At 68.1% G+C, this 5,142-nt stretch carries 4 protein-coding genes; all 4 read left to right on the top strand.

Annotated elements, in window-relative coordinates:
* Positions 1-540: 540 nt before the first annotated feature.
* On the top strand, positions 541-1,338 hold the full coding sequence (locus tag Q1K70_RS20305; protein ID WP_300163922.1) for a 2-amino-3,7-dideoxy-D-threo-hept-6-ulosonate synthase: 798 nt from the start codon (positions 541-543) through the stop codon (positions 1,336-1,338).
* 2 nt (positions 1,339-1,340) lie between these two features.
* Positions 1,341-2,315: a 3-dehydroquinate synthase II family protein gene (locus tag Q1K70_RS20300; RefSeq protein ID WP_300163920.1), complete on the top strand. Its 975-nt coding sequence runs from the start codon at positions 1,341-1,343 to the stop codon at positions 2,313-2,315.
* 1 nt (position 2,316) lies between these two features.
* The gene (gene pheA / locus Q1K70_RS20295) at positions 2,317-3,468 is read left to right on the top strand and encodes a prephenate dehydratase (RefSeq protein WP_300163917.1); all 1,152 of its coding nucleotides are present in this window, start codon (positions 2,317-2,319) and stop codon (positions 3,466-3,468) included.
* A 61-nt stretch (positions 3,469-3,529) separates the two neighbouring features.
* Positions 3,530-4,849 (top strand): 3-phosphoshikimate 1-carboxyvinyltransferase, encoded by a 1,320-nt coding sequence (aroA, locus tag Q1K70_RS20290; RefSeq protein WP_300163915.1) that lies wholly within the window; start codon positions 3,530-3,532, stop codon positions 4,847-4,849.
* Positions 4,850-5,142: the final 293 nt, after the last annotated feature.

The following is a 5,142-nucleotide window of genomic DNA, read 5'->3' as shown; positions in this document are numbered from 1 at the left end:
GTCCCCCCGAAACCCCGCGCGAACCACGCCGCCCCTACCCTCGCGGGTGGAACCGGCCACTCTGCAAAAAGGCTATTGGCACCCTTTCCTGTAGCAGTCCCGCACTGCCCGCGCAAGCCATTTTCCCCTTTTGCCCCGGTTTCTCCCACAACCGCCCGCGCCTTGTGACTTTTCACACGCCCTCCCGCGTCGCCCCGGGGCGTGTTGCGTCGGCCGCCCTCCACGGGGATTTCCGTGGAGGAACGGACACGCATATGGGCGCAAAGGGAAAGACTGTTTCCCGGCCGAATGCGGGAAAAAAGCCCTTGACAACTTCCCTCCCGCCCGCGTAGCTCTCTGGCCATGCAATCCCTCGCCAACCTGACCTCCGGGTTTTATTTTTGGTTCTGGTTTAGCCACGCCCGTGGTCAGGGAGGGGTGCGGTCGAACTAGATCAACCGCAACGAGCCACTCCAGGGCCGCGGGCATCACGCCGGCGGCCCTTTTTGTTTCCTGACGTCGGCGTCCGCTCCGGGGAGGCCAAACCGCAAGGAGACCGTCATGCTGCTGGGCAAAGCCGTCCGTCTCGAACGCATCTTCAACCGCAACACCCACCGCGCCATCATCGTGCCCATGGACCACGGCGTCACCGTCGGCCCCATCGCCGGCCTCATCGACATGCGCGACGCCGTCAACCAGGTGGCCGAGGGCGGGGCCAACGCCGTGCTCATGCACAAGGGCCTGCCCCGCTGCTCCCATCGCGGCCGGGGACGCGACGTCGGGCTCATCATCCACCTGTCCGCCTCCACCTCGCTGTCGCCCTACCCCAACGCCAAGACCCTGGTGGCCACGGTGGAAGACGCCATCAAGCTCGGCGCGGACGGCGTGTCCCTGCACATCAACCTCGGCGACGAGACCGAGCGCGACATGCTCGGCCACCTCGGCGAAATCACCTCCCGGGCCGCCGAATGGGGCATGCCCGTGCTGGCCATGGTCTACGCCCGGGGCCCCAAGGTCGAAAACGAGTACGACCCCGAGGTCGTGGCCCACTGCGCCCGGGTCGGCACGGAAATCGGAGCCGACGTGGTCAAGGTGCCCTACACCGGCGATATCGAGTCCTTCTCCCGCGTGACCGAGGCCTGCTGCATCCCGGTGGTCATCGCCGGCGGCCCGAAGATGGACAACGACCGCGACCTGCTGCAGATGGCCCACGACTCCATCCAGGCCGGCGGCTCGGGCCTGTCCATCGGCCGCAACATCTTCCAGCACCGCCAGCCCGCCCGCATCGTCCAGGCCCTGCACGGCATCGTGCACCTCGACTGGGAGGTCGACCAGGGTCTCGAGCTGCTCAAGGATTAGTCATGACAAAGGAAATCTGGCTCAAAGTCATCCCCTTCGACAAGAACGCCGTCACCCTCGGCCTCGAATCCGGCGTGGACGGCTTCGTGGCCGCAGCCGGGGACGCGGAAAAGATCCTGGCCCTCGGGCGCACCAAGGTCATGACGCCCGAGGAGTTCGACTGCATCCCCATCTGCTGCAAGGACGACGAGGAAACGGCCGTGGCCGCGCTGAAGGCCTGCCGCCCGGTCTTCCTGGCGCAGGGCTGGGAGATCATCCCGGTGGAGAACATCCTGGCCTGCACCGAGGGCCTCGGACTCGAGTGCGAGAGCCTCGACCGGGCCCGCCTGGCCGCCGGGGTGCTGGAGCGCGGCGCTGACCGGCTGCTCGTCACCCCCGAGGCCGTGTGCGACCTGAAAACCATCGTCAACGAACTCAAGCTCTCCCAGGGCACCATGGAACTGACGCCGGCCACGGTCACCAAAATCGAGCACGCCGGACTCGGGCACCGGGTCTGCGTGGACACCACCAGCATATTAAAGACCGGCGAGGGCATGCTCGTCGGCAACTCCTCGGCCTTCACCTTCCTGGTCAACGCCGAGACCGAGTCCAACCCCTACGTGGCGGCCCGGCCCTTTCGCATCAACGCCGGCGCGGTCCACGCCTACTGCCAGATGCCCGGGGACAAGACCCGTTACCTGGAGGAACTGGCCGCCGGCTCGGAAGTGCTGGTGGTCTCCCACGAGGGCGCGACCAAGACCGCCGTGGTCGGCCGGGTCAAGACCGAAATCCGGCCCATGCTGCTCATCACGGCCGAGGTCGACGGCGTCTCGGGCAAGGTGTTTTTGCAAAACGCCGAAACCATCCGGCTGGTGACCCCGGAAGGCCGGCCGGTCAGCGTGGTGACCCTCAAGGAAGGCGACAAGGTGCTGGTGCGCACCGATGTGGCCGGCCGCCATTTCGGCATGCGCATCGCCGAAGACATCAAGGAAGGTTAGGATGACCCCGGAGACGCAACAAGAAGCGGCCATCGCCCCGGGGTCCCTGGAAGAGGCGCTCCTGGAACTGCGGCGCGGCATCGACGCCGTGGACGACGAGATTCTCGCCCTGCTCTCCCGCCGGGCGACGCTGAGCATCGAGGTCGGGCGCCGCAAGGACAACCGCGACAGCGCCGTGTTCAAGCCCTTCCGCGAGCAGGAAGTCCTGGCGCGGCTGGCGGCGGCCAATCCCGGGCCGCTCCCCGGCCCCCACCTCCTGTCCATCTACCGCGAGATCCTCTCCTCCTCGCGCCGGCTCCAGCGCCCCGAGCGCGTGGCCTACCTGGGCCCCGAGGGAACCTTCTCCCACTTCGCGGCCATGGCCGCCCTGGGCCACTCCCCGGACTTCCTGGCCCAGACCACCATCCCGGACGTGTTCGCGGCCGTGGCCGCCCGGCGCGCCGACCTCGGCATCGTGCCCATGGAGAACTCCCTCCAGGGCACCGTCGGCCAGAGCCTCGACAACTTCCAGATCCACGACGTCTTCATCCAGGCCGAGATCTCCTGCCGGGTGAGCCACGCCCTGCTTTCCTCGGAAGAAGACCTCGCCGCCGTGACCACGGTCTACTCCCATCCCCAGCCCCTGGCCCAGTGCGCCGGCTGGCTCAAGGCCCACCTGCCCCAGGCCAGGATCATCCCCACGGACTCCACGGCCGCCGCCGCCGCCCGCGTGGGGAGTGAGGCCGGGGCCGCCGCCATCGGCCATGCCCGCCTGGCCGCCATGCACGATCTTCGCATCCTGGCCGCGCCCATCGAGGACCTGCCCGACAACTGGACCCGGTTCTTCATCATCGGCCCTGAGGACACCAAGCAGCAGACCCGGGACAAGACCTCCATCCTCTTCACCGTGCCCAACCGTCCCGGCGCGCTCTACGTGGTGCTCTCCCACCTGGCCGGCGAGGGCATCAACCTCACCAAGCTGGAATCGCGCCCCATCCGCGGCGAGAAATGGCAGTACGTCTTCTTCGCCGACCTCCAGTGCGACATCACCCGCGAGGAGTACCGCAAGCTGCTGGTCACGCTCAAGGAGCAGACCCACAGCCTGCGCATCCTGGGCTGCTACCCGGTCGGCCGCCAGATCGACCTGGCCGACGGCGACGTGGAAAATCCGTAAAACAGGCGTATGGTGGGCGGCGAAGTCTCCTCCCGTCCACCCCCAAACAAAAGGAACAGACATGGCCACCGTCGCCGCGCCGCCTTCCAAATCCTTCTCCCACCGGGCCGTGATCGCCGCCGGCCTCGCCCGGGGCACGAGCCGCCTGACCGGGCTCCTCGACAGCCACGACATCGCCCGCACCCGGGACTGCCTGACCGCCATGGGCGCGGACTTCCACCCGCAATCCGACGGCTCCCTGGTGGTCTCGGGCGTGGCCGGCCGCCCCCAGGGCGGCGACCCCGAAGGCGACGAGCCCGTCCTGCTCAATGTCGGCGAGTCCGGCACCACCTGCCGGCTCCTGGTGGCCGTGGCCGCCGCCGGCAAGGGCGTCTTCGAGGTGCGCGGCGAAGGCCGCATGCACGACCGGCCCATCGGCGAACTGGTCAAAACCCTGCTGCCGCTCGGCGTCGAGATCCTCTACCTGGAAAAGTCCGGCTGTCCGCCCCTGCACATCGCCGCCAAGGGCCTGCGCGGCGGCGAGGCGTCCATCAGCCTGGAGGACAGCTCCCAGTACCTGTCCGGCCTGCTCCTGGCCGCCCCCCTGGCCGCCGCGCCGCTGACCATCCACGTCGCGGGCGAAAAGACCGTGTCCTGGCCCTACGTCGCCATCACGCTGTCCACCCTGGCCGATTTCGGCGTGCCCTTCGCCGTGGAAACCCTGGAAGGCGACGCCTGGAAGAAAGCCGACTGGAAGACGCTCGCCGACGTCGTGCCGGGCCGCACCCGCTTCGTCATGCGCCCCGCGCCCTACGTCCCCCGCGAACTGGCCGTGGAAGGCGACTGGTCCAGCGCCTCCTATTTCCTGGCCGCCGGGGCCGTGGGCCGGGAGCCCGTCACGGTCGCCGGCCTGCGCCCGGATTCGCTCCAGGGCGACCGGGCCATGCTGGACATCCTGGCCACCATGGGCGCGCGCATCGACGTCTCGCCGGACGGCGTCACCGTCCTGCCGAGTCAACTTTCCGGCCAGGAGCTGGACATGGGCCGCTGCCCGGATCTGGTGCCGACCGTCGCCGCCGCCGCCTGCTTCGCCGCGGGCGAGACGGTCATCCGCAACGTCGCCCACCTGCGCCTCAAGGAGTCCGACCGCATCGAGGCCGTGGCCGAAAACTGCACCCAGGCCGGAGCCGTCGTCACCACCACCGCCGACGGCATGCGCATCAAGCCCAAGCCGCTGCGCACCGACCAGCGCGTGGAATTTTCCGCCTTCGGCGACCACAGGCTGGCCATGTCCGCCGCCCTGTTCGAACTGGCCGGCATCGAGGTGGTCCTCGACAACCCCGGCTGCGTGGCCAAGTCGTTCCCGGACTTCTGGGAGAAATGGGAAACGATCGAGAAGTAAATTTAAGATGTGGGGCGTTGCCCCACGCCCCACCGGGGGGCATGATGCCCCCCGGACCCCCTCGATGGGCAAAAAGGATTTATGCAAAGGTAGTTATGTCAGATAGGAACAACCATTCGAATGCCCCCTCCCCCCAGGAAGGAGTTTTTGGGGGAGAAGGGGGCCCGGGGGAAGAACCCCCTTTTTGCAAAAAGGGGGTTCTTCCCCCGGATTCCTGTTCGTCCTCCATTAACTCCCTGGCGCGTGTTGGCGCCCGGGGAGGCCTGGGCAAGCTCATCGCGGCGAGACGCCGT

Source organism: Solidesulfovibrio sp., from assembly GCF_029978005.1.
Lineage (GTDB): Bacteria > Desulfobacterota > Desulfovibrionia > Desulfovibrionales > Desulfovibrionaceae > Solidesulfovibrio.
This window is presented reverse-complemented; position numbering and strand designations above follow the sequence as displayed.

Bases quoted from the DNA above. Each gene is read 5' to 3' on its own strand.
- pheA (WP_300163917.1), top strand. From the start codon at position 2,317: ATGACCCCGGAGACGCAACAAGAAGCGGCCATCGCCCCGGGGTCCCTG.
- aroA (WP_300163915.1), top strand. From the start codon at position 3,530: ATGGCCACCGTCGCCGCGCCGCCTTCCAAATCCTTCTCCCACCGGGCC.
- Q1K70_RS20305 (WP_300163922.1), top strand. From the start codon at position 541: ATGCTGCTGGGCAAAGCCGTCCGTCTCGAACGCATCTTCAACCGCAAC.
- Q1K70_RS20300 (WP_300163920.1), top strand. From the start codon at position 1,341: ATGACAAAGGAAATCTGGCTCAAAGTCATCCCCTTCGACAAGAACGCC.